This window comes from Rickettsia endosymbiont of Nabis limbatus, assembly GCF_965196655.1.
GTDB lineage: Bacteria > Pseudomonadota > Alphaproteobacteria > Rickettsiales > Rickettsiaceae > Rickettsia.
Map to the genome: position 1 here is coordinate 400300 of NZ_OZ239771.1, position 23882 is coordinate 424181.

The window sequence follows — 23882 nt, forward strand, 5'->3', positions numbered from 1 at the left end:
AGTACCCTACAATTTTTGTAATGGGGCGTTGAGAGTGTGAAAAAGCTCTTTTTTTGGAGGTAGTAATAAGGTATCTATGAGTTGAGTTATAGCTATTATAGATTGATAGAAGGCATTTTTAATATAATCAAAGCCATAAGTAAATAATGAAAATAGTTGTTTTTCAATGGTTTTATAGCTTTTTATACGAATTGGATTTAGTGCATTTTGTATTAATCCATTCTTGATTATTAAGGCTGAATTGATAGCAGCTACCACTAATAATTTCTCAAATCTGTCCAAATTTACTAAATGACTTTTTTCAATATCAAAACCACCACTTTTAAGATGCTTAAACAACCGTTCGATTGACCATCGATATCTATATAAAGCGAAAATATCAACTTCAATCTCAATGGATGATACCAACACCATTAGTTCACTTTTATCGTTTTTATATGCAGCAAAATTAACTTTTTTATCCCACAATACACCGCTACAAACCTTATATTCTAAAGCTTTAAGATCATTAAATATTTTTACAATGCTTAGAGTTTTTAAACTTTTTTCAAGGCGAATTTTGTTATCTCTTTTTAAGGGAATAGCAAATTTTATGTGATTATTTATCAGAAAATTTAACCATTCTTTATTCATAAATTCCCGATCAGCAAGCAAATACTTTATTTTTTCAACACCCAAATTTTTAATAAATTTCTGTAAAAATTCTTCCATCAATTCTCCAGAACATACCCCACCATGCGGTAAAGATTTCCAGTACACTGGCACTGATATTTTACCAATTATAATTACTAAAAATAAAATATTAATATCTGATTTCCCAAATTTCCAGTTTGTTCGATCTATTACTACAACATAATTTTCTATACAAAAAAAGCTTAATATCAATGATGCAACTTTCATATAATCAAAAGTAAATTCTTTCAAAAAACAATAAATCCTATGGGTTTTTGATGATATTTTAGCATCACCTACAATACCAAGGGCTAAACCTTTTTGATAAATAGAACTTCCAGTCATTAGACTGATTATCATTCCAGACAAACATTTTAATCTTGATTTATTTCCATCTATATATAAAATTAATTCTCGAAGTAGTATTCGGTGCATTGTTTTCCAAAAAATCCACCTTATACTACTTTATTACCCTTTAAATCAACCTTTCTTCAACATCTCTACAAAATTGTAGGGTACTATGGACGGTCACGTAAACATAATATAAGAGATATAATTAATGGCATTCGTTACGTAATTAGGAGTGGTTGTCAGTGGGGATTATTACCTAAAGATTTTCTCCCATGGCAAACAGTATATGACTATTATTTACGTTGGCGTAAGAATGGTAGATGGCAAGAAATACATGATAGATTAGTCCAAAAAGTAAGGGAGAAAGAAAGTAAGAAATCCACTCCTACTGTAGGGATTATAGATAGTCAGTCTGTTAAGACTACCCAAAAAGGGGAGCTAGAGGATATGATGCAGGCAAGAAGATTAAGGGTAGGAAACGCCATATAGTTACAGATACACTTGGTTTAGTATTATCATGTGAAGTACATTCAGCAGGTATACAAGACAGAGATGGTACTAAAAATGTAATAATCAAGGCAAAAGCAAAATATCCTAGTATTATCAAATTTTTTGCAGATAGTGGTTATGCTGGAGCATTACAAATTTGGTGTTTTTTAACTGTAAGAGCATTACTGACAATTTCTCGTAAAATTGTTGATCAAGTGGGGTTTAAAGTGATTCCCAAGCGTTGGATAGTTGAACGTACTTTTGGCTGGCTCAATAATTTTCGTCGTATGAGTAAAGACTATGAGCATAACTATAAAACTTCTGAACATATTATTTATATCAATATGATTACACTTATGCTTAAAAAATTGACTAAACCTTAATTTCAAGACAGACTCTAAAAACATCTCGTTTATTATGCGCTGCTTCTTCATACAAAACCCTTAATAATTAGTAACTAATTTAATTATATAATATATAGGCTAATTAATAAAGAGAAAATTGCAGAAGTTTTTTAATGGGGAGTTTGTAAGTAGTATTAGAGCAACAGTGGATATAGGTGATTGAGACGTGGCGGGGATGGAGCATGTGGCAACTTCCCGTTTGTGAGGATGAGCAAAGGCTACTGTGTCATCCTGTAATGGCATTGTTGCGTGGATCGAAAAACGCCCTAAGGTAGTCATACCGTGGCTTGGGAACTAGATCCAGAAAATAATTAAAAATACTAATTTTATTAGTATTTTTAACTGGATCCCGTGAATAAATCACGGGATGACAGGGGAGAATGATCCACGCAAGCAAGCCTCACGCAGGAATGACAGGGGTGGAAATGATTCATGCAATAATCCCAAAACGTCATTGCGAGGAAATTATGAAATAATTGTACGTACGCAATCTCAGAAATGTTGTATTACTTCCTGAGATTGCCACGCTGCACTCGCAATGACGTCTAAAAAGACACCGAGTATATAAAAAAAAGAGCCTTTAGAAAACTAAAGACTCTTTTCTTGGATTTAGGTAGTTTGAAGATGTAAAAAATTACATATCAAATCTTAGACCAGCCATTAAGTTACTACCTCTATAGCGTGTTCCACCAAATCTTGCTGAATCACTACCTTTAGTAATAGTTTTAGTTTTTGTCTTACCGTAATCTCTCCAGCTATAAACTAGTTCAGCTTTTACACCTTGAGCAACTTCAAATGAAGTACCTAAAGATAATTGATAAGCAAAATTTGTTTTATTTTTAACATTTACCTTACCACTGCCAATAGTAGCATCAGCATATGTATATGAAATTTTTTCTTTCACCATTGCAGCACCGATACCAGCACCAGCAAAAACTTTAAACATATTTAAATCAACTACGTCAACATAACCATTTAATAAGAAGCTTACAATATTAGGTCTATGTTTTACTGAAACTCTATTACCAGCTTTATCATTTGCTGATTTTTTTAAATGATTACTTGTTACTAAACCAACTGTAAAATCAGTCCTTAGATTATCCATAATATAGTAACCTGCTCCGATTTCGCCAGTAAAGCCTGTGTTAGACTTCATTTTTATTCCTGTAAACTTATCTTTTTGGCTATCAAAAATCACAGCACCAGCATCTACTTTTAAGTACCATAGATTTTCCATAGCTGATGCTGGCATTGATGAATTCATAGCTGATGCTGGCATTGATGAATTCATAGCTGAATCAGTCATAGGAGCATTCATTACAACTCCTTTGCAAGGATCAGTAGCAGCAAATATTGCAGCTGAAGATAAAATAGCTGCACTTGCAGCTGTTATTAAAAGTAATTTTTTCATATTATTAATATTCCTTAAATTATTTACTAGTTATTAAAATTAAGATTTAGATAAGATTATTACCTAATCTAATGAAAAATAGTTTCAAGTAATAGAAAATATATTTTTACCACTTGAAACTATTAAATATTGCTTATTATTTAATTATATATTAAATCTTAAACCTGAGGTTATGTTATGGCTTTGATAACGTGTTCCTTTAGCTTGCACATTTTGACCTGCTAAGTTTTTTACAGTTCCGCCTTTTGTCTTACCATCACTTATCCAGCTATAAGCTAACTCTGCTTTAACTCCATCAGAAATTTGTGAAGAAGCACCTAAAGTTAGTTTGTAAGCAAGGTTAGTTGTGTTTTTGCTTGAATAAGAAGTAGAAACACTATTAATTCCAGAATATGAAACTTTTTCTTTCAGCATTGAAGCACCGATACCGGCACCAGCAAAAACATCAAACATTTCAAAGTTAGATAAATCTACGTAACCATTAATAAGTAAACGTGTGATATTAGGCTTATGGCTTGCTGAAATATTAGCTCCATTAACATTGCCAGACTTCTTTAATTTACCACTAAATGTAGCACCTAAAGTTAAGTCAGCTCTGAAGTTTTCTGCAACATAGTTACCAACACCAATATCACCAGTAAAAGCAGTATTAGATTTTAATTTAAGACCAGTTCGGCTGTCCTTTTCTTTATTGAACATTGCCGCACCAGCATCTACTCTTAAATACCAGCTATCATTCCCACAATCAGCGAATGAAAGGGCTGAAGATAAAACTGTTGCACTTGTAGCAGCTATTAAAAGTAATTTTTTCATTTTTAGTACCTCAATAATTTGAATTAATTAATAAAAAGCTATCTTTAGGGCTAGTATAACATACTATTATTAATAGTGCTAGATTAATATATAAAATTAATAGATTAAAGCAATAAGTTTAGATAAGTTTGTGACAAAATAGACACAAATAGATAATTAGCTCTTTTATACAGCAATATATTTATTAAATTTATCTTTTTCATCTTTGAATTTATTGGCATCAGGCAAGGCGGGTTTTTTCTTAGTAATAACTGGCCATTTTTCATGTTCTATAAAATGTTTTGCTCGCTCTACCCACTCAATTAATTCTGGTGTTTCAGGCTTTATTGCATCTATTGGGCAGTCAGGCACGCATACCCCGCAATCTATACATTCATCTGGATTGATAACTAGCATGAACTCACCCTCATAAAAACAATCTACCGGACATACTTCAACACAATCAGTATATTTACATTTCACGCATTCATCAGTTACAACGTAGGTCATTTTTTTATTTACTTTTAATTTTGTTGATTAATATAGAGGTTCTTAAAAATAATATTAACAAAAAATATAATATAAAACTTACAAACATTATCATTAAAGGTTTTAGCATTGATGAGTGGATGGTTGGTGATCCTAATCTTAAAACGCTGGCTGGTTGGTGCAGGCTATACCAAAGATTTACCGAAAATTTTATTATTGGTATGTTAATAAGTCCAATAAGGGCAATAATAGAAGCAGGATTTTGAGCTTTTCTTATATCTTCTGCACTGTTAACTATTATAATGTAGCTTAAATATAGTAGAAATAATATTAACATTGAAGTAAGCCGAGCATCCCATACCCACCATACTCCCCATATAGGTTTGCCCCATATGCTGCCTGTTACTAAGCTAATTAAGGTGAAAGTAGCACCAATATAGCTAGCAGCTACCGCAAGCAAATATGACATAGTAGTTTTCCATACCAAATAGCTAAAGCTACACGCTGCCATAAAAACATAAATAGCGAGTGCCATCCAAGAAGCAGGTACATGAACATACATAATACGTACGAATTCGCCTTGTTGATAATCAGGTGGGGAGGTTAGTAGCCCTAAATAAAGCCCAATAGCCGACATTAGAAAAGTCAATATTGTCAATATAGGAATTGTTATTTTTGACAATTTATCAAAATAATGAGGATTTAATAATTTAAACATAATACATTTCTGCTAAAAAGTAATTATACAGAATATAGCAGAGATTAAAAAAAGGAGGAGTAAAATTCTTAAATTGAAATCAGCGTTTTAATTCATTATTATATTATCATTTATCTTTAATTCTCATACAAAATGACCAAGAAAAATACTTTACTGCTTATAGACGGATACGGATTTGTTTTTAGAGCTTATCATGCACAACAGCCTTTAACGTCTCCAAAAGGTGAGCCTGTAGGGGCTCTTTACGGCTTTACCTCAATGCTGCTAAAGCTGCTTAACGATTTTAAGCCGAAACATGCAGCAGTAGTATTTGACAGTGGTGGTAAAAATTTCCGTCATGAAATTTATCCTGAATATAAAGCTAATCGCCCACCACCGCCTGAGGATTTGATTGCACAATTACCATTAGTGCGTGATGTTGCAAGAAATTTAAACTTCCCAATTTTAGAAAAAAATGGCTTTGAAGCTGATGATATCATAGCAACTTTTGCAGCTAAAACAGCTTCATTTGGGGAAGAAGTAGTAGTTATATCTTCTGATAAAGACTTGTTGCAGCTAATGAATGACAGCGTAAAAATATATGACCCTTTAAAAGCTAAATATATTACTGAAGATAATGTTGTTGAAAAATTTGGTGTCACTTCTGATAAATTACGTGAGGTGATGGCTTTAATTGGTGATAAGTCCGATAACATTCCAGGTGTGCCGTCAATAGGACCGAAAACAGCGAGTAATCTTATCACGCAATTTGGTACAGTTGATAATATTTTTAATTCCCTAGAGCAAGTTTCAAGCATAAAACAACGTGACACATTACAAAACTCAAAGGAGGCTGCTCTGATTTCATGGCAACTAATCGGGCTTGATTATAATGTTGATCTAGATTTTAACTTAAATGCTCTAGAATGGTCGCCACCTGATCATCATAAATTAACAGAGTTTTTACACGAATATGGCTTTAAATCCTTATATAAAAGAGCAGAGAATTTATTTAATATTAAAATTAGTGAACATAAAGAAGTAATAGAAGAAAAAGATTTAGAGATAAAAGAGATTGGTAATAAAGCTGAGCTGGAAGCTTTCGCTGAAAAGGCTGAAAAAGCAGGAATATTCGGAATATATTTGTTGCAAAATAAAGGAGCTAATATTGCATTTATTTTATCCTTAAAAAATCAAGCTTATATTATTAAAGTCTCAAATGAAAGTAATGATCTTTTTTCTTATAATTCTAAGGCTGATAATGAATGGTTTATAGATATTATTTTTAGTTTGCTGACTGACCAGTCAATAAAAAAAATCACCTACTCACTAAAACCTCTGCTGAAATTTTATGCTAGTAGGGCACAGCAAATTACAGCAATCGAGGATTTAGAGCTAATGAATTATGCACTATCCGCAGGTCTTCCACAGAAAAATCTATTTGAAGCTGTAGAAAAAGAAGCCTCGATAGAAGAATCAGCAAAAATAGTAACGGATTTTGCTAATCTTTACGAGCAGAGTATCATAGAACTTAAGAATAACAAGGCTTTTAGAATTTATAAAGAAATCGATTTACCTGTGTGCTTTGTAATAGATAAAATGGAAAAAGCCGGCATAAAAGTAGATGCAAATTATTTAAATCAGTTATCTAGCGAATTTGGAGCTGAAATCTTAAAGCTTGAAGAAGAAATTTTTGCTTTAAGTGGTACGAAGTTCAATATTGGTTCACCAAAACAACTAGGAGAAATTTTATTTGAGAAAATGCGATTACCATTCGGTAAAACTTCTGCTAAAGCAAATTCCTATTCAACCGGTGCTGAGATACTTGAAAAGCTTAGCGAGCAAGGTTATCCCATTGCTGATTTATTGCTAAGATGGCGTCAACTTACTAAGCTAAAAAATACTTATACCGATAGTTTGCCAAAGCAAATAGATAATATAACCCGCAGAATTCATACGACTTTTTTGCAAACTTCCACTACCACAGGCAGGCTTAGCTCACAAGAGCCTAATGTGCAAAACGTGCCTATTAGATCAGGGGAAGGGAATAAAATTAGACAAGCTTTTGTTGCAGAGCAAGGCTATAAATTAATATCGGCGGATTACTCGCAAATAGAGCTTAGAATATTAAGCCATATCGCAGATATAAAGGCTTTAAAACAAGCATTTATTAATAAAGACGATATACATACCCAAACTGCTTGTCAAATCTTCAATTTACAAAAGGACGAATTAGCTAGCGAACATAGACGTAAAGCAAAAGCTATAAATTTTGGTATTATTTACGGAATAAGTGCTTTTGGGCTTGCAAAGCAGCTAAATGTTAGTAATACCGAAGCTGCCGAATATATCAAAAAATATTTTGCTGAATATAAGGGCGTGCAGGAATATATGGAAGCGACTAAAAGCTTTGCTCAAGCAAATGGATATGTTACTGATTTTTTTGGACGTAAATGTTTTGTGCCACTAATTAATGATAAAAGACTTAAGCAATTTGCCGAGCGTGCCGCTATTAATGCCCCGATTCAAGGAACTAATGCCGATATAATCAAAATAGCGATGACCCTACTTGATAGAGAAATAGAGAGGCATAAACTTAAAACTAGATTGGTTCTGCAAATTCATGATGAGCTATTATTTGAAGCACCAATAGATGAAGTAGAAACAATAATGCCGATCATCAAGCAAATTATGGAAAATTCTACCAATATGGATGTACCAATTATTACCGAGATTAGAGCTGGTAATAATTGGATGGAAATACATTAGGTATAATTTTTTTCTTTGAAAAATTGTATAAATACGCCCTATCTAAGTAATTGTGTGTGTGCCGTAGCAAAGCTATAGAAGAGATGGTGGTAGGTCCACCGAGATCGGTTATCGAGAGTTGGTCTCAAACTACCTTAAGCGGCTGTGGTTAAGAGCGATGGTCGTGAGCATTAAGGAAAATCAAAAAAAACTTTTTGGTGAAGTAAGGATTAGAGAGATGAATGAGAGTGAACTACTATAAGCGTCGTAAATGATAATAGTATCAAAACCTAGGGCTACACATTCTCTAGGGATAAGCTTATCGGCTACTCGGATGTTGGGTAAGCGGTACTCGGTGTATAGGTGGCATGAATCTAATCTAGGCTCTTTTATGGAACTGCGGGAACCAGTCGTACTGATGTAAAAGTAGAATATCAAGCAGGGTGACTGCAAGATAAAGAATACTAAAGCAGTGCACTGGGGCGGATCACTTTGTAGTAGTATTGAAGTTGTTGTAATGACGATGGAGCGAAGGAAGTGAATTAAACTGTCTAACTAATATTCAACTTTTTTTTAAAGGGATGAGATAGAGGTAATGACGAAACCATTTAAGATTTCGAAACTGTTAGTGTTGCAAGCATACAAGCTTATAAAAGCAAATGCTGGAGCTGCAGGAGTTGATCAACAAACGATAAAAGATTTTGAAGAAAACTTGAAAAAGAATTTATACAAGATCTGGAATCGTATGTCTTCAGGAAGTTATATGCCACAGCCTGTTAAAGCTGTAGCCATACCTAAGAGAAATAGAGATCAACGAATTTTAGGAGTGCCTACAGTAGAAGATAGAATAGCTCAGATGGTAGTAAAGTTAGAACTTGAACCAAAAATTGAACCTCACTTTTTAAAGGATTCATATGGATATCGTCCAAATAAATCAGCCTTAGAAGCTATAGAGGTAACAAGGCAGAGATGCTGGAAAAATAATTGGGTACTGGAGTTTGACATCAAGGGATTATTCGACAATATACAGCATGCACTTATCATGAGCGCATTGAAGAAACACAATAATAATAAATGGATAGAATTATACATAGGAAGATGGTTAAAAGCAGCAATGCAAAAATCAGATAGGAAAATAGTTACTAAGAGTTGTGGTGTACCTCAAGGAGGAGTAATTAGTCCAATGCTAAGTAATTTGTTCATGCATTATGCATTTGATAAATGGATGGAAAGAAATTATCCAAAAGTTGAATGGTGTCGATATGCAGATGATGGTCTTGTTCACTGTAAAACAGAAAATCAAGCGAAAGAAATATTATCTAAGCTAGTTGAAAGATTTATAGAGTGTGGCATTGAAATGAATTTAGAGAAGACAAAGATAATCTACTGTAAGGATAATAGACGGAAGGATAATTATCCAAGCATATCTTTTGACTTTCTTGGATACACTTTCAGACCTAGAACAGTAAAGAATAGTAAAGAGAATAGGATTTTTACTGGATTTAATCCAGCAATTAGCAAACAGTCTTGTAAAGAAATACGCCAAAAGATAAGAACCTACCAAATATATAAAAGAAGTGGATCAAGCTTAGAAGATATTGCTAGGGTATGTAACCCTAAACTAGTAGGTTGGATTAACTATTATGGTAAGTATGGTATATCAGAATTGGCATGGGTTTTACAACATTTTACTAAGATCTTAGTAAAATGGGCAATGAGAAAATATAAACGGTATACGAGGCATAAAATTAAAGCAATAAAGTATATCCAAAATATTGCGTTGCATAACCCAAATTTATTTGCACATTGGAAAATAGGGATAACAAGAGTGGTTGTTTAATGGAAGCCGTATAAGCTGAGAGGTTTACGTACGGTTTTGAGAGAGGCTAGGGGGAAGAAAATTCTACTGGCCTACTCACCAAATTCTAAAATAGGCATTAGAGTTCTTTCGAAACTAATTATTTAAAACTAAAATTATACTAGCAACTATAGCCCAAAAACAAATCTTTTTGTCTATGTTACTCAGATTTTTAGCTCATATTGTGATCTTAAATCTTAGTTTCGAAAGAGGTCTAATGTATGGTTTTGTTTAATTTTTAACTTTTGTTCCTCCTCATATTTTTGTTTATATTCTGGATTTAGCAACATATTTTTCTCATGATCAAACTCCTCGCGTGATTTCATATGCATTTGTTGCCGATCTAGACCATCTAGCTTAATTTCAGCAAGATTATTTTCATCAGTTTTTGGTTTGATCTCTATATCACGGCTTAAGTTCTTAATTTCCCAAATATTCCTCTTGGCATTTTTCCATGAAACAATCTCAGTTCCATCTTTAGAATATACAGATGCTTTAATATCTCTTGTGCCTATTTTCTTTAGTTTAATCTCTTAGGGTTTAATTCCCCGAAGGTCTGCTTCGTGATATACTAGATGCATGGAAGAAAGCAGTTATATACATAAAAGTGATAATGTCACAGTACTAATATATCATTTAGTAACACCGGCAAAGTATAGAAGAGTAATATTCAATGAGGAACTAGACGATTATTTATGTAAAATTTGTGAGGACATAGAAGCTCGTTATGAAATTAGATTTTTGGAAATAGGAGTAGATAAAGAACATGTACATTTTTTACTACAGTCAATACTAATGTATAGCCCAACAAAAATAACTCAAATCATAAAAAGTATTACATCTAAGGAAATGTTTAAGAAATATCCAAATCTTAAAGAAAAATTATGGGGAAGTGAGTTTTGGAGTAAAGGATATTTTATGAGCACAGTATGTAAACATGGTGATGAGCGGAAATTACGTAATTATGTAAAAAATCAAGGTTCAGGCAAACCTTCTTATTGTCATTGTCAAATAAAAAGGGACCAGTAAATTGCACGAAAAAGGGACCACTATATGTAAAAATTTTTATGTCAAATGACCTCCAAATTTATAGTTATTAATACGATAACTTTTACCTGTGATGTTTAGTATATGTGCATGATGTACTACTCGATCAATAATTGCATGAGTTAATAACTCATCAGCAAATATTTCATTCCATCTTTCAAAATCCTTGTTTGTGGTAATAATGGTAGATTTATTTTCATATCGTTTAGCAATAATATTAAAAAAATCATCTACTGAATGTTTTGGTAATTGCTTAAAACCTAACTCATCAAGAATTAATAAGTCAAATGATAAGAGTAATTTAACTTTTTTGTGATAGCTATTATCTGCTCTTGCAATATGTAAATTATAAAGCATATCCGATACCGTAGTAAAATATACAGAGTATTCTCGTGTTAAAGCTTTTAATGCTAATCCAATAGCAAGATGAGTTTTGCCAGTTCCAGAATTACCTATGAATATGACATTGCCCTTAGTATTAATATAATCACAAGTAGATAAATCACTTATTACTTTGGCATCAATACTTGGTTGGAACTGAAAATCAAAGTCTTCTAAATTTTTAGTGACTGGTAATTTAGCAGCACTTTTACGACGACGGTAATTATTATCCTTACGGTGAGATTTTTCATCTTCACATAATAGTGAGAGAAATTCTTTAAATCCTAGTTTATTATTTTGAGCATAAATAATCCTTTCATTTAAGCTATTGACTATACCTGATAATCTAAAACTACGTAGGTCATTAAGCAAGTTCTGCATTCTGACCTCCAAACTCTGGCAATGGTAAGTTTACTGCATTACTATTTAAGATATTTTTAATTTTAGAGTAAGAACTTATACCGTAATGTAATGCTCTATGACAAGCTTTATCTATTAACTCATCATTGTAAACCTTACGTAAAGAAATAATACCTCTAGCACAACGTTGCCAATCATTTACTCGTGTTTGTTGTAATAACTCTAATAATAAACTGCAATTATTTCCTATCTGCTGCATTTGTTGTTGATAATGTTCACTATATTCTATAAAACCTGGGCATAGACGTTTATATTTGGCATAATGAGACGGATTAGTGGTAAATATTCCTTTGCCATCTGTTCTAACGTGCCTTGCTATTAAATCATTTTGGATAGAAAATATTTGAACAAGTTTTGGTGATAATTGTACCAGTACCTCACTGTATATATATTTTGCCGGTACGGAATAATAATTATTATCTATGGTGATATGACAATCTTTTGCTACTTTTCGATTATGCCACGATGACAAATCAAACGTTTCTAATGGTAAAGGCATTAAATTATTACTTTCTTCTTGCTCAAATAGTTCCTGAGGAATTTTTTTAGTAGTACCATGTATTCGGTTATTTGCTTTATTTAACCAGTTAGCAAGATCATGTGTTAATTCTTCATATCTATGAAATTTACGTCCAGCAAAAAAATTATTTTTGACATACTTTATTCCTGATTCTACTTTGCCTTTTTCTTGAGGTTGATATACACGACAAGGAGAAAGTAAAATTCCATAATGATCAGCTAAACGTTTGTATTCCTTCTGATATACGGGCTCATAGAAATTGCTATCTACCACTCCAGCTTTAAGATTATCAAGTTTTATTACTTTTGGACTGCCAGCAAAATAATTAAATGCATTGATATGACATTGTATCCATGTTTGACAACTTTGATCAAACACTACTTCATAATAATCAAGGCGACTATAACTTAAACGCATATTAAATACATATGCTTTAACTCTACGCCCCTTAGAATTATACTGTAAGCCTATGTCACCAAAATCTACTTGTGCTTCCTCTCCTGCTAAAGTATGAAAACGAATGCAACTGTTATTTTGTATCTTATATTTTTTGATATAACGGGTTAGCGAACCATAACTTTTTGTATAACCTTGAATTTTTAACCGCATAGCGAAAATCTAGGGAGCTTGCTCCCTAGATGGATAGCGTTATAATATAAGCGTTGGCATATTATAATTTAGTAGAATGGAATTGAGGCGTAATAGTCATCATGTTTTTAGAATAATGTATCACTTTGTGTGGATACCAAAATATCGTCATAAAGTGTTTATTGAACCTTATAGAGAAAGCTTAAGGTTAATAATAAAGAAGATTGGTTACGATTATAATATAGAAATAGTGGAGTTAGAGATACCTACTGATCATATTCATATGGTAGTAAAATCTGAGCCAAAAGTTTCTCCGTCGTATATTATGCAAATAATAAAAAGCATATCTGCAAGAAATTTTTTCAAGCTTTATCCAAAAATAAAGCGTAAATATTTTTGGGGTGGTAAACTTTGGACGCAAAGTTTTTTTGTAGAAACTGTAGGTAACGTTAATGATGAGGTAATTCGTGAATATGTACGAAATCAAATAAACGCAATGGATAAAATTGAAAAAGAAACAAAGCAGTTTAACCTGTTTTGAAACTCGGTCGCTTGCGGCCGAGTTCTTCATCTCTTCAAAAATTCTTATGTAACTTAGATTCTTTTCTAATAACTCAATTATTTGTTCGTGCCAAGAATCCAGTGCTGAAGATCGTTCATAGGGTGCAGGAGATTCTGTACCAGACTCTACATAACGGTTTACTATTTTTCTTACTGTTTTACGGTCTATTCTCGTTAGTTTGGCAATATTTCTTTGACTATTGCCTTGCTTATAAAGGGTGATAATTGTTGTGTACATATTTATTCTTATCATTGTATCACTAGATATTTATTTTAATTAATTATCTAGTGAATATTGCACATTATAACCTTATTAGGTTACACCAAATTCTCTGGTCCCTTTTTCGTGCAATTTACTGGTCCCTTTTACTTTAGCAATGACACTTATAAAGCATTTCAACAAAAACAGTTAAAACTTTTTGGATAGATACCTCGTAGCTCTGCTGCGAGGAGTATCATTGCCTGCACCTATTTACTACTCTCATCTTCTCATGGAAAGACAAGCATATTTAGATACAAAATATTTGATTAATCCTACTGGTAGATTTGTGATAGGTGGTCCTGCGGCAGATTGCGGCTTAACAGGTAGAAAAATTATCGTTGATACTTATGGTGGCTTGGCAAGGCATGGAGGGGGTTGTTTTTCTGGTAAAGATCCAACTAAAATAGACAGATCAGCAGCATATATGGCTCGTTATATTGCTAAAATATAGTAGGGGCAGGTTTGGCTAAACGCTGTGAAATACAAATATCTTATGCAATAGGTGTTGCAGCACCCGTTTCAGTTTACGTTGAAACTTTCGGTACTAGTAAATTAAGCAATGAGGATGTTACTAAATTAGTAATAAAACATTTTGATATGCGTCCTGGTAAAATTATTAAACATCTTAAATTACGCACTCCATGTTATCAAAAAACAGCTGCTTATGGTCATTTCGGTCGTAAAGATAAAGATTTTACTTGGGAAGAGTTAAATAAAGTAGAAATATTGCGTGATTGAAGAATGACCTAAGGATATTTATCCCGTGGATTTATCCGGTGTTGTCGCATTGCTCATAGGTCATTCCTGCGAAAGCATGGGTATCTTTGAAAAGTAGTATTACATATTCCTTTCCAAAGAAATTTTAAAATTAAGTTTTTAACACTAAAAGCTCGCTTTATACTGGATCTATAGCCAAGTCAAGGCATGACACCGAACGCTTTTTTTGAGCTGTTCAATAATGCCAAAGGACACTACCCATGTTTAATTTTAGCTTGTGCGGCGGCGATTCGTGCGATTGGAATACGATAAGGGGAGCAGGAAACATAATCCAAATTCATTCTATGGAAAAATTCTATAGAGGTAGGATGTCCCGCATGCTCGCCGCAAGCACCTAACTTTAAGCTAGGGTTGCTGCTTTTTCCTCGCTTTATGGCAATCTCAATTAATTCTCCTACTCCCTCTTCGTCTAGTGTGGTAAACGGATCAGACTCAAAGATTCTTTCCTCTAAATAATAAGGTAAGAAAGAGGCTATATCATCCCTTGAAATTCCATATGTAGTTTGGGTTAAATCATTAGTACCGAAACTAAAATAATCAACTTCCTCAGCTATTTTTTTACTGTTAAGTGCCGCTCTTGGTAACTCAATCATGGTACCTAAACTAAAAGAGAATTTATGCTCATAACGCTCTTCTAATTCATGAATCATTTCATAAATATCACCTTTAAGCTTCTTGATTTCATTAACGTTACTAATTAAAGGAATCATTAATTCTAATTTACACTCAATATGTTCTTCTTTATGTAGCTCATAAATAGCTGTAAAGATTGCTTCAACTTGCATCTGATAAATTTCTGGTGAGCAAATACCAAGTCTACAACCGCGATGACCAAGCATAGGGTTTACTTCGTGCATAGCGTGCAAACGTTGATTAATCATCGATAGTGGTAGGTTTAAATTACTTGCTAGATTTTTCTTATCTTCCTCAGTTGTCGGCAAAAACTCATGCAATGGCGGATCAAGTAATCTAATATTTACCGGTTTATCGCCCATTACTCTAAATAAAGCCTTAAAATCTTGTGTTTGAAGAGGTAGTAATTTCTGCACTGCAAGCTTTCTTCTATCTATATCAGGGGCAATAATCATTTCCCGTACTTGAGGAATTTTGTTTTTATCAAAGAACATATGTTCACTACGACATAAACCTATGCCTGTAGCACCAAATTTTACTGATACTAAAGCATCACTTACGGTTTCGGCATTGGTACGAATTTTTAGTTTACTTGCCTCATCTGCCCATTCAAAAATTAATTTTGATTCTTCGCTAAAAGTAGGTTGAATTAGTGGCATTGTTCCTAAGAAAACTTTCCCTGTACCGCCATCAATTGTGATAATGTCGCCTTGTTTAAGTACCAGTTCCCCAGCTGTTAATGTTTGTTTTTTCTCATCTATTACTAAATTATTAGTTCCGCAAACGCAGGGCTTGCCCATACCTCTTGCTACGACCGCAGCATGTGAAGTCATACCACCTCGTATTGTTAAAATACCTGAGGAAACATGCATGCCGTTAATATCTTCAGGGCTAGTATCGTGCCTTACTAAAATCACCTTATGGTGATGTGATAATTTTTCAGCATCGTAAGGTGAAAATACGATAATACCAGTTGCCGCTCCTGGAGAGGCAGGTAATCCATCCGCAATAGATGTAAGACCTTTGCTATAATCTATACGAGTGTGCAATAATTGGTTTAACGACTCAGGATCGATTCGCATTAAAGCCTGTTCTTTAGAGATCAGCTTTTCTTCCACCATTTGTACAGCAATTTTTATAGCAGCAATAGCAGTTCTTTTAGCTGTACGAGTTTGTAAGATATAAAGTTTGCTATTTTCTATAGTAAACTCTATATCTTGCATATCTAGGTAATGCTTCTCTAACGTTTCAGAAATTTTTGACAATTCATCAAAGACTTTCGGCATTGTTGCTTTCATAGAATTTGAGTCATCAGAAATAATAGGCAAAGGTGTTCTAGTGCCTGATACTATATCTTCCCCTTGAGCATTTATCAAAAATTCGCCAAAAAGCTTTTTTTCACCTGTAGAGGGTGATCTAGTAAAAAAAACTCCTGTTGCTGAAGTTTTGCTTAAATTACCAAAAACCATAGATTGTATATTGATAGCAGTGCCAAAGCTATCGGAAATATTATTGATTTTTCTATATATAACTGCTCTGTTACTCATCCAAGAATTAAGTACCGCTTTAATTGCCGATTCTAACTGTTCGTAAGGATCGGTTATTAACTTTTCTGCATATTTTACATGTAATTTTTTAAAGTCTTCAATAATCTTTTCTAATAATTCCGGTGTAATATCACTATCTCTATAAATATCAGCTTGAATTTTATGTCTTTCATAAATTTGTTCAAATAAATCACTTGGTATGGATAAAACAGTTGCTCCATACATTTCTAAAAATCTTTTATAGCTATCAAGAGCAAATCTTTTGTTCTTACAAACTTCACCAAGAGCCGTACAAACTTCATCATTCATCCCAAGATTAAGTATAGTATCCATCATACCAGGCATTGAAACAATAGAACCCGATCTTACTGATAATAATAAAGGATTTTTGGTGTTTCCAAAAATTTTGCCAGTGGTGACTTCAAGTTTTTCTACAGCTGTTCTTAACTCATTTCTAAAATTTTTAGGAAAGCTATTATCATGAGTATAAAAATAGTTACAAAGTTCAGTAGTGATAGTAAAGCCGTCAGGTATAGGTAATTTTAAGTTAGACATTTCAGCAAGCCCAGCCCCTTTATTACCAAGGATATCTTTCATACTAGCGTTTCCATCGCTACCGTTACTACCAAAATAGTAAATTAATTTTTTCATGTGTATATAAAATTTGCTAATAATTATTGATGGTATTTGGCACTTAAACCCTATTTATACATTATGCTAATAATAGTGGCAACGTTAAATTATTGTTAATAGTAAATATTGACTAATTTGTAAAAATTTAGCATAATCTAAATAGGTTGTGTAGTTGCGTGATTTTTAAAAAATTACGAGGAAAGTCCGGACTCTATAGAGGTATGGTGCCGGGTAACGCCCGGCGGAGTAATATTACTTTAGGGAAGGTGCCGCAGAAAATAAACCGCCGTAATATATTCTATATTGCGGTAAGGGTGAAAAGGTGTGGTAAGAGCACACCGGTAAATTGGTAACAAGTTACGCATGGTAAACCCCACCAAGAGCAAAATCAAATAGGCGTTACAGAGCTTTTATAAGCTCCCGGGTATCTCTAACCGGTTTGTAATGCGGGTAGATTGCTTGAGGTAAACGATAACGTTTATCCTAGATAAATAACTACAACGAGCTATTTATAGTTCGTACAGAATCCGGCTTATAGACCTTTATTATAATTTTCTTTCAAAAGTAGTATGAAGTACTGCTTTTGAAAGAAAAGAAGTATATGTGTTAAACTTTTAATGAAGAAATTATATTATTATCCTATTTGTCCCATCTCAAGGCAAGCTCGTGTCTTTTTAAAAGAATTAGATATACAATTTACCACAATTAAAGAAGATTATTGGCAGTTTAATAAAGAATTCCTAAAAATAAACCCTGCCGGAACATTACCTGTTTTAGAAGAGCAATATGGCTTATCTGTAGTTGGTATTTATCCTATTGTAGAATATCTTCATAGCAAATATCCAAATTTTAGTTTTTTAGATGAGGATGTAGATGTTTGTTGTGAAATTAGAAGATTATTCTTTTGGTTTAATGATAAATTTTATCGTGAAGTTACTAAAATTATTATCGATGAAAAAGTTATAAGATCAATCGCTAAAATGAGCAGTCCAAGGACTGAATTTTTACGTGCTGCAAAAAATAACCTAAATTATCACCTAGAATATATGACTAGTTTACTTGAGAAAAGAAGTTATATAGTTTCAGACTCCCTAACTATTGCCGATATTGCAGCAGCTTGTCATTTATCCGTACTTGATTATTTCAGTGAAATTTATTGGGATAAATGGACTGTTATTAAGCATTGGTACTCACTGATTAAATCAAGACCCGCTTTTAGATTATTATTGCAAGATAGAATCCCAGGCTTTACTCCACCAAGCTATTATACAGATTTAGATTTTTAAAAGCTCATACCAGCTATAAAAATACAGTAAAGATATCAAAAAACTAATTAAAGTTATTAGAACTTTATAAATATTATAATCTAATTTATCTTTGATGAATACCAGGATCTGTTTCTCTTTTAATTTTTAAACTCTCAACAAAAGAAGTAGGTTTTTTATCTACAGTATTCTCGTTATTTTGCGTATTTTTTACTTTTTCTCCTGTATTTTGTGCTTGTTGAGTTACTTCATTACTATGTGATTTAGGAAATTTTTGTGCATAAGTTGTAGGGTTCTCTAGTGCTTCGGTCCAAGCTCCTGATTCTTTCCATTTAGGATTTGGATGTTCAATAGAGGAAATTAAAGCTAATTTTTCTTTTCTGACATCTAAATACTTACTAAAATCACCTAATTCTTGATCTTCAAAATTTAAATTTGTAAATTTAGGATCAACATTTTGCATTTCTAAATTACTAATTGCTTCATTAATAGCTTGTTTTTGAACTGGTATAGTATCAAATATTTCTTTAGTTGCTTTTTGTGCTCTTGTTAAATCAAAAGGTAAATATTGGGCATAATGGGGTCGTTGAAAGATAATTTTTGATAGTAAAATAACGCGAGTTTCGTATTCAAAAAGTCGCTGTATAGCTGATAAACAGTGGGTTACGGGGATATTGATAATACTGTTTTTGTTATAAAGTGAGTACAAAATACAAATTGCTAATTAAAATATGGTATTTATAGTATAAGAAAAAAGTTTATAGGTTATTGAAAAAACTTTAAGAGCAATAACCTATGATAATGGATTTTACAGAAATATTTTGTTACGTCGATGATTTTTTTCAAGAATTAGACAAGCATACAAATTCAATTACTAACCATAACAACAAATCTGGTCCTAAAAGTCGACTTAACAGAAGTGAGGTAATAACAATTATAATAGGCTACTGGCAGTCATCTTATGATTGTTTTAAGAATTATTATCTGAAGCAAATATGGATTTATCATCAAAGAGATTTTCAATTAGTAAGCTATAGTCAATTTATAAAAATAATAGGTCCACATTTACCACTATTAGTACTGATATTCAATTCTATTTTGGATCAGTGTGATGGCCTTTCTTTTGTAGATTCAAGTAGTATAGAGGTATGTAAGAGATACCGTATTTCAATGAATAAAGTGTTCGCCGGCATAGCAGCACGCAGTAAGACAACAAAAGGTTGGTTCTATGGACTTAAACTACATCTAATAATTAATAGAGCCGGTGGTATAGTTAAAGCATCTTTTAGCCCTGGCAATAAGGATGATAGAAAACAGCTGGAACTGATGATCAAAAATCTTTTTGGTAAAGTATTCGGAGATCGTGGTTATATTTCACAACAATTATTTCAACAACTTTTAGAGCAAGGAATTTTTATGGTAACTAGGGTAAAGAAAAATATGAAAAATAAACTTATGTCTATGTTGGATAAAATATTATTGCTTAAAAGAGCATTAATAGAATCTGTGTTTAGTAAAATTAAACTATTGGGGAAGTTTGAGCATTCAAGGCATAGATCAGTTACAAATGCCTTTGTGCATATGGTTGCAGCACTGATAAATTATCAAATGTCTGATAATAAACCTTCTATTACATCTCTCTTGATATGCTAAATCCTATGCTATATTAATTCGAAACTCGCGTTAATGTATAGCCCAACAAAAATAACTCAAATCATAAAAAGTATTACATCTAAGGAAATGTTTAAGAAATATCCAAATCTTAAAGAAAAATTATGGGGAAGTGAGTTTTGGAGTAAAGGATATTTTATGAGCACAGTTTCTTATAAAGCATTTCAACAAAAACAGTTAAAACTTTTTGGATAGATACCTCGTAGCTCTGCTGCGAGGAGTATCATTTTATACGAGATAACCTATTCAAGACTTTTTGAGTACGAAGTAATAAGGTAATTATGTGTTTTATAATGTCTGTAAATGTAATGCGTATAAATTGCTACACTCAATTATTAAGATGCTCGAACTTTTCTTCTTTCAGGATTTTATAAACAGCAGCACGGCTTATTTTCATTTCTTTAGCTAATGCTACACCTTTAATTCCATCTGCATTTAATTGTAACAATTTATCTCGATCTATACTACGATTGCGACCAAACTTAATACCTTTATTTTTTGCTTCTAACCGACCTTCATTAGTTCTTTCAAGTATCCTGACTCTCTCGGCTTCTGCTATTGCACTAAGGATTGTAATAACCATTTTGCCCGTGCTGCCTTCTGTACTAATTCCATCATCAAGAAAACGCATAGCTACACCTATTTTAGTAAACTGTTTAATTAAGCAAATCATGTCGGCAGTATCTCTTCCTAAACGATCTAACTTGGTAACCAATATTACATCTCCTTCTTCTACTTTATGTAATAAATTATTTAATCCCGCTCTATCTAAATTACTACCTGTAGCTTTGTCATAGAATATTCGTGATTCTTTTACTCCGGCATCTTTTAAACATTTTATCTGTGTGTTTAAAAGTTGCTGATTTGTTGATACCCTAGCATAACCAAATAATCTCATACTGCTTCTAATATATTGTACATTATATCGATTAGTAGACAATAATGTCTACTAATCGTGTTTTTACGATTTAGTATACAGTTCACTTAATTCCATTGATACTCCACAACCTCAATTCCCTACTCACTCAGTTTGTAAAATCTAATTAACGCTGTTCCAAAAACGAACGTTTTTGGAATATACTAACGTTTTTTACTTACCTAGTAAAGGTGTCGTATCATCATTACTCAAGTAACTTAGATCCAAAATAGACTCAGTCCAAATATCATCATTGCTATGAAATAACTGATTTTGAAATAAATCTATCTCTTTTGTTGGCATGTTATCCTTATAAGCTCCTATCTCCTTAAAATGATTATATATATCATCACTACTTAATGCTCGCACCTCTTTGCCAGCAATATAGGCTGTTTTAAAGATTTCCTTGGTTATCTTCTTAACTAAGTGCTGCTCTTCAAGTTGCGTCTTACTATAATGTATTCCCCCATTTACCCAAAAGTTTCTAATATATTCAATAAATGATACATTGTCGCATATATAATTCTTAACGCTGCTAAACCAACTCTCCTCTTCTTTTTGGATCAAAGCATTATCTTCTTTCCACTGCTCTAATATATTATTTGTTATATCACGTAGCTCTGCTTCATTGGTATTATCAAGTCCTTGTAATATCTTCTTTGAAATACCTTGATCCATCTTTTTTAAAAGAATAAGTGGTATATTGACCATTTCCTTAACTGCCACTACTTCAAAATTTGTGAATATTTTAATTACATTCAATACAGCAACTAATGGTATTGCCATGATCTTTAATACCGCACTTAAAGCACTATATCTATATTCATGCGAAGTTAAACTGTAGATATCGCTATATTTCTTATGCTCTCCTATACTAAAACTATTTAACGTCTTTAGATTTAAGCCGATTTTATTTTCTATGTACTTGTTTGTATTATTACTATAATCTGTCATTGTTTTTATTATTGGTATAATATAACAATAAAACTTATAATGCAAAGTGTAAGAAGCATTAAGCCTCTACACCTATATCGATATGATGTGATAATTCTGATCCTCTACCATCACATGCTACTTCAGCAGTATATTCTTGGGTAGCATTTAATGATACTTCAGATCCAAACTCATCTTGGTTAGTAAACATATTGCTAAAAACCTGCAAAAACTTATTCTGAAATATATTCATCTCTTCTATTTGAGTATCCTTAAATTCACCGTCAGCAATTACAGGCAGTAGCTTAGATAAAGCTATAACTTGATCATTATTAAGGTTGTGTAAAAATGCTTCTACCATTTCACTTTCTTTGGAACTTAAGCTTGCAAGTGCCCTTTCGATAGTAGCTACCTGCTGCTCATTTAAATTGGCTCCTAATTTTTGTACTAATTCTTCGGATATTATTACTTTGTCTATTGTTTTATCTGCAACGAACATATCATCTATAGTAGCTGCAGTATCAGCATCACCCTCCATATTTTGTTCGTGATTATAATGATAGAGTAAATTATCACATAACTTCTGTAATTGCTGATCATGCTCCTTTATATACTGACGACCTACTTCTTCTAAAGCAGCTATATTTTTTACTTTTGCATTATCTAAACTTGATGTTTCTTTAGTAATTGGAAGCTTTACCTCTATAAACTCATCTGTACCCGGTAAATCACTCCTGACCGCAGAGTTTACATTTTCTTCGCTTGCGTGCATTAATCTATCTATTAGCTTGCCCTTAGACATCCACCCTATTGCTCCATCATCATGCGTACTCTCAAATAACTTCGATAGCCCATCATATATTAGTAATGCTGGACTTGCATACTTTATATACTTCCAAATACCATTACTGGTTGGTTTATCACTTACAGGTATTGCTTCATGAAAATTCAGGGCATCATCAAAATCTAGTGAACACACCATCGTTTTATCTAATATTTCTTTTTTCTGCTCACGATTATTATTGCCTTTTAATATCTTTAATGCCTCATATGCTGGACGGTTAGCAGCTAACCCTCCATCTGCATAGGCATATAATGCTTCTTTTGATACAGATGTACCTGTAATAGCACTCGCATTTGTTACTGCCTTAAAATAAGTAGGGGCTGCTGTAGTTGCAAGCAGCACATCCTTAAGGCTTGGATCACTATGCCCGCTTGTCCCAAATAGATTATGGCTATCAAAGACTTCTACTTCCCGACCATCTGTATTTAAATTTGTCACCGGTATCATTAAGCGTGATGTTGCCTCACTTAAACGCATACCTCCTAAATGTTCATCTAATATTTTCTCTAATGGCTTTTGACTGTATTTATGTGTAAATACTTGCTTCACTCCGCTTAATAACTCATCTGGAAATATTTGCGGGGCTGCTTCCTTAAATATCTCTAAAGCCTCTTTGGCACTATATTTTGGTATACTACTTCCTGATTCTTTGGGAATGGTTAGCAATCCTGCAATAAGTCCGCCAACACTAGTGCCTGTTATTATTGGAAATAACTCCGTTATAGACTTACCCGTACGCTCCTCTATCTCAGCGAGCACCACTAGCTCTGCTATTCCTTTTACTCCGCCTCCTGATAAGGATAATACGCGATTACTCTTCACAATATCAGTTTCTATATTTGATGTTACATTTTGTTCTTTATGGCTCATTTTCTCGCTCCTATCTTTTTTGATAATTTTAATTGATATTTATATAATGTTTTTTAAAAATTACTAGCAAAACTTACGCTATGAGTGGAAGAGTGATAAATTA

21 protein-coding genes, 1 other RNA gene and 2 pseudogenes are annotated in these 23882 nt (G+C 32.8%); 11 read left to right on the forward strand and 13 right to left on the reverse strand.

Features of this window, described 5'->3' with window-relative positions; translation table 11 throughout:
• Nucleotides 1–6 precede the first annotated feature (6 nt).
• Entirely contained in the window at nucleotides 7–1017 is a 1011-nt protein-coding gene (locus ACOAL3_RS02385) for an IS4 family transposase (protein ID WP_419235284.1), read from the reverse strand.
• An 84-nt stretch (nucleotides 1018–1101) separates the two neighbouring features.
• On the opposite strand from ACOAL3_RS02385, the gene ACOAL3_RS02390 reads away from it, so the two are divergent.
• Nucleotides 1102–1512, forward strand: a complete 411-nt coding sequence (locus tag ACOAL3_RS02390) for a transposase (protein WP_419235285.1) — start codon at nucleotides 1102–1104, stop codon at nucleotides 1510–1512.
• The gene (locus tag ACOAL3_RS02395; RefSeq protein WP_395477655.1) at nucleotides 1509–1895 is read left to right on the forward strand and encodes a transposase; all 387 of its coding nucleotides are present in this window, start codon (nucleotides 1509–1511) and stop codon (nucleotides 1893–1895) included. The genes ACOAL3_RS02390 and ACOAL3_RS02395 overlap by 4 nt, the downstream gene beginning before the upstream one ends.
• 655 nt (nucleotides 1896–2550) lie before the next feature.
• On the opposite strand, the gene ACOAL3_RS02400 is transcribed toward ACOAL3_RS02395, so the two are convergent.
• From ACOAL3_RS02400 to ACOAL3_RS02415, 4 genes are all read right to left on the reverse strand, one after another.
• Nucleotides 2551–3327, reverse strand: coding sequence for an outer membrane protein (locus ACOAL3_RS02400; RefSeq protein WP_419235286.1), 777 nt, complete (start codon nucleotides 3325–3327; stop codon nucleotides 2551–2553).
• 144 nt (nucleotides 3328–3471) lie between these two features.
• Nucleotides 3472–4140: an adhesin Adr gene (adr, locus tag ACOAL3_RS02405; protein WP_419235287.1), complete on the reverse strand. Its 669-nt coding sequence runs from the start codon at nucleotides 4138–4140 to the stop codon at nucleotides 3472–3474.
• 165 nt (nucleotides 4141–4305) lie between these two features.
• Entirely contained in the window at nucleotides 4306–4629 is a 324-nt protein-coding gene (gene fdxA / locus ACOAL3_RS02410) for a ferredoxin FdxA (protein ID WP_419235288.1), read from the reverse strand.
• Nucleotides 4630–4633: 4 nt separating this feature from the next.
• Nucleotides 4634–5326, reverse strand: a complete 693-nt coding sequence (locus ACOAL3_RS02415) for a heme ABC transporter permease (RefSeq protein ID WP_395476702.1) — start codon at nucleotides 5324–5326, stop codon at nucleotides 4634–4636.
• A 132-nt stretch (nucleotides 5327–5458) separates the two neighbouring features.
• On the opposite strand from ACOAL3_RS02415, the gene polA reads away from it, so the two are divergent.
• The 3 genes from polA to tnpA (ACOAL3_RS02430) all read left to right on the forward strand — a co-directional run bounded on the left by polA (nucleotide 5459) and on the right by tnpA (ACOAL3_RS02430) (nucleotide 10940).
• Nucleotides 5459–8074, forward strand: coding sequence for a DNA polymerase I (gene polA, locus ACOAL3_RS02420; protein ID WP_419235289.1), 2616 nt, complete (start codon nucleotides 5459–5461; stop codon nucleotides 8072–8074).
• A 574-nt stretch (nucleotides 8075–8648) separates the two neighbouring features.
• Complete coding sequence (gene ltrA / locus ACOAL3_RS02425; RefSeq protein WP_419234633.1) at nucleotides 8649–9893, forward strand: group II intron reverse transcriptase/maturase; 1245 nt, start codon at nucleotides 8649–8651, stop codon at nucleotides 9891–9893.
• A 597-nt stretch (nucleotides 9894–10490) separates the two neighbouring features.
• Complete coding sequence (gene tnpA / locus ACOAL3_RS02430) at nucleotides 10491–10940, forward strand: IS200/IS605 family transposase (protein WP_419235290.1); 450 nt, start codon at nucleotides 10491–10493, stop codon at nucleotides 10938–10940.
• 36 nt (nucleotides 10941–10976) lie between these two features.
• Here the strand turns inward: tnpA (ACOAL3_RS02430) and istB are convergent, their stop codons facing one another.
• Both istB and istA read right to left on the reverse strand, forming a co-directional pair.
• The gene (istB, locus tag ACOAL3_RS02435) at nucleotides 10977–11720 is read right to left on the reverse strand and encodes an IS21-like element helper ATPase IstB (protein ID WP_419234522.1); all 744 of its coding nucleotides are present in this window, start codon (nucleotides 11718–11720) and stop codon (nucleotides 10977–10979) included.
• Nucleotides 11704–12888 (reverse strand): IS21 family transposase, encoded by a 1185-nt coding sequence (gene istA / locus ACOAL3_RS02440; protein WP_419235291.1) that lies wholly within the window; start codon nucleotides 12886–12888, stop codon nucleotides 11704–11706. The genes istB and istA overlap by 17 nt, the downstream gene beginning before the upstream one ends.
• A gap of 115 nt (nucleotides 12889–13003) precedes the next feature.
• On the opposite strand from istA, the gene tnpA (ACOAL3_RS02445) reads away from it, so the two are divergent.
• Nucleotides 13004–13408 carry an IS200/IS605 family transposase gene (gene tnpA / locus ACOAL3_RS02445; RefSeq protein WP_419234538.1) on the forward strand — a complete coding sequence of 135 codons (405 nt, stop codon included), beginning with the start codon at nucleotides 13004–13006 and terminating at the stop codon, nucleotides 13406–13408.
• 183 nt (nucleotides 13409–13591) lie between these two features.
• On the opposite strand, the pseudogene ACOAL3_RS02450 reads toward tnpA (ACOAL3_RS02445), so the two are convergent.
• Nucleotides 13592–13681, reverse strand: a pseudogene (locus tag ACOAL3_RS02450) (hypothetical protein); the annotation flags it as partial.
• 205 nt (nucleotides 13682–13886) lie between these two features.
• Between ACOAL3_RS02450 and ACOAL3_RS02455 the strand changes: the two are divergent.
• Nucleotides 13887–14428: pseudogene (locus tag ACOAL3_RS02455) on the forward strand (methionine adenosyltransferase domain-containing protein); the annotation flags it as partial.
• 233 nt (nucleotides 14429–14661) lie between these two features.
• Here the strand turns inward: ACOAL3_RS02455 and ppdK are convergent.
• On the reverse strand, nucleotides 14662–17298 hold the full coding sequence (gene ppdK, locus ACOAL3_RS02460) for a pyruvate, phosphate dikinase (protein WP_419235292.1): 2637 nt from the start codon (nucleotides 17296–17298) through the stop codon (nucleotides 14662–14664).
• A gap of 138 nt (nucleotides 17299–17436) precedes the next feature.
• Here ppdK and rnpB point away from each other — a divergent pair.
• An RNA gene (gene rnpB / locus ACOAL3_RS02465) (RNase P RNA component class A) lies at nucleotides 17437–17829 on the forward strand.
• Between the two features lie 68 nt (nucleotides 17830–17897).
• Nucleotides 17898–18566, forward strand: a complete 669-nt coding sequence (locus tag ACOAL3_RS02470; RefSeq protein ID WP_419235293.1) for a glutathione S-transferase family protein — start codon at nucleotides 17898–17900, stop codon at nucleotides 18564–18566.
• Nucleotides 18567–18651: 85 nt separating this feature from the next.
• On the opposite strand, the gene ACOAL3_RS02475 is transcribed toward ACOAL3_RS02470, so the two are convergent.
• Entirely contained in the window at nucleotides 18652–19254 is a 603-nt protein-coding gene (locus tag ACOAL3_RS02475; protein ID WP_419235294.1) for a hypothetical protein, read from the reverse strand.
• An 86-nt stretch (nucleotides 19255–19340) separates the two neighbouring features.
• Between ACOAL3_RS02475 and ACOAL3_RS02480 the strand changes: the two genes are divergently transcribed.
• Complete coding sequence (locus ACOAL3_RS02480) at nucleotides 19341–20198, forward strand: IS982 family transposase (RefSeq protein WP_419234519.1); 858 nt, start codon at nucleotides 19341–19343, stop codon at nucleotides 20196–20198.
• A gap of 33 nt (nucleotides 20199–20231) precedes the next feature.
• On the forward strand, nucleotides 20232–20411 hold the full coding sequence (locus tag ACOAL3_RS02485; RefSeq protein ID WP_419234706.1) for a transposase: 180 nt from the start codon (nucleotides 20232–20234) through the stop codon (nucleotides 20409–20411).
• A gap of 133 nt (nucleotides 20412–20544) precedes the next feature.
• Here ACOAL3_RS02485 and ACOAL3_RS02490 read toward each other — a convergent pair whose 3' ends face one another.
• From ACOAL3_RS02490 to ACOAL3_RS02500, 3 genes are all read right to left on the reverse strand, one after another.
• Nucleotides 20545–21114 carry a recombinase family protein gene (locus tag ACOAL3_RS02490; protein ID WP_419234707.1) on the reverse strand — a complete coding sequence of 190 codons (570 nt, stop codon included), beginning with the start codon at nucleotides 21112–21114 and terminating at the stop codon, nucleotides 20545–20547.
• A 192-nt stretch (nucleotides 21115–21306) separates the two neighbouring features.
• Entirely contained in the window at nucleotides 21307–22086 is a 780-nt protein-coding gene (locus ACOAL3_RS02495; RefSeq protein WP_419234708.1) for a hypothetical protein, read from the reverse strand.
• Between the two features lie 58 nt (nucleotides 22087–22144).
• The gene (locus ACOAL3_RS02500; protein ID WP_419234709.1) at nucleotides 22145–23779 is read right to left on the reverse strand and encodes a patatin-like phospholipase family protein; all 1635 of its coding nucleotides are present in this window, start codon (nucleotides 23777–23779) and stop codon (nucleotides 22145–22147) included.
• Nucleotides 23780–23882: the final 103 nt, after the last annotated feature.